At 56.4% G+C, this 1808-nt stretch carries 2 protein-coding genes; both read left to right on the top strand.

Annotated elements, in window-relative coordinates; translation table 11 throughout:
* The first annotated feature begins 90 nt into the window (after positions 1-90).
* Positions 91-552 carry a hypothetical protein gene (locus tag ACR0L4_RS23545; RefSeq protein ID WP_480424837.1) on the top strand — a complete coding sequence of 154 codons (462 nt, stop codon included), beginning with the start codon at positions 91-93 and terminating at the stop codon, positions 550-552.
* Positions 552-1526, top strand: a complete 975-nt coding sequence (locus ACR0L4_RS23540; protein WP_480425612.1) for an ExeA family protein — start codon at positions 552-554, stop codon at positions 1524-1526. Before ACR0L4_RS23545 ends, ACR0L4_RS23540 begins: the two co-directional genes overlap by 1 nt.
* Positions 1527-1808 lie beyond the last annotated feature (282 nt).

The raw sequence follows: 1808 nt of genomic DNA, 5'->3' as shown, positions 1-1808 counted from the left end.
ATTGAAGCGCTCGTTGTATCCATTCTCCCAAGGTGATCCCGGGTAGATTTGGATCGGCTTAATGCCCACCTTTCTTAACCAGGTCTGCAGGTGTTTGATCACGAGCTGTTCGTTGAGTGGAACGACAAGCGCTTTGGCCCCTACCGCCCGACAGGTGGGCCTATCCCGCTGCATCGCTATCGCAAGCCCAAGAAAACACAAACACAGGCACGGGCCGACAGGATCGGAGATCTTGCGCAGAAGATCTCGGTGCCCAGATCGGCGCTTGCCGGGTTGGATTCAAGCCTGGCCAAAGCCGCAGACGTACTGCCGTTCGCCAGCCAGGCCTTTGTCGATCCGGATCCCTATGGAGAGTTCACCTATAGCAGCCGATTGGATGCGCTGCGCGGGGTCTCGGATTTGCTGCACAAGCCGCTGGCCCGCCTGACAGACGAGGATCTGTCGTTCGTGAATGATCTTGTCGACCGCACGCTCGACAAGACGGAAATCAAACAAGGAATAACTGCCCGGTTCTCGCCTAAGCGACCGGCCGCTGAAGAGGAGAGCGAGTAATGCTGAATGCCGAGATCATGGCGCGATATGGGCTGATCAAGGACTGGCGAGCTGCCGGATTCTATGAGACCGAGAACCATCGTCAGATCACCCACACCGTCCGGGCGGGCATTGGAACCGGACGCCTGATCGCTGTGACAGGCCCAGTTGGCATCGGCAAGACTGTGTTCCTGCACCGGTTGCAAGATGAAATTGCGCGCGAAAAGAAGGTCACTGTCGCCGAAAGCCTGTCGGTGGACAAAGCCCGCACGACCGTTCCGACGCTAATCTCAGCCCTGTTCTACGATCTCTCACGAGAGAAAGAACCAAAGATTCCAACCCAAGGTGAAAAGAGGGAACGAGAACTTCAGAAGCTGGTAGCCCGCTCCGGAAAGCCCGTGGCGCTGTTTGTCGATGAGGCCCATGATCTGTATGGAAAGACATTGATCGGGCTGAAACGCCTGATGGAAGTGATCGCGCGCGGCGGAGGCAATCTGTCCGTTATTCTGGTCGGCCATCCGAAGCTGCGAAACGACCTTCGCCGCCCAACGATGGAAGAGATCGGGCATCGCACTGATATCCTGCCCTTCGAAGGATTGGGGGAAGAGTCCCGAACCTATCTCGACTGGCTTTTGGACCAGTGTACCGAGGACGACGCTCCACTTGACGAGATTATCGAACCGGCGGCGCTGGACCTACTGGCAGAGCGCCTGACCACACCCTTACAGTTTGCCGAATATTTAAACCGGGCATTGGAGGCCGGGTTCCGCATCGGCCAGAAACCAATCACGCCGGATATTGTGTCGGCCACCCTGGCCCCCGACTTTGATGACTTGGAGCCACGTCTCACCCGGCAGGGCTATTCTGTGAAGGTATTGGCGGATCAGTTCCAGTCCAAACCTGCCGAGATCAAACGCTTCCTGAGCGGGCAGCTTGAACCCGCGCGGACCCGCGAATTGGCAGAGCGAATGCGGATGGCGGGGTTGTCGCTATGAGGTCATGTGGATGGTCTCACCCCACCGATCCCAGTCTCAGAAATGTGAGCCCGTCTCAATTATTCTGAGCCCGTTCTCAAATAAAGTGGTCCCAAATCGAATTATAGTCTCAAATAATCTGAGCCAGAAACAGCGATGATCTCGCGCCCAACGGATTATGATCTCAAGCCGCTACAGCCAGCCAAGAATGGACGTCGGGCCTCAGTGGTTCAACCGGTGTGTTGGTTTGGCGTGGCTATAAAGATTGCCCGTTTTGTCCTGAAACGCTGAGAACCATTCTGG

This window comes from Ruegeria sp. AB5 (genome assembly GCF_056542645.1).
This window is presented reverse-complemented; position numbering and strand designations above follow the sequence as displayed.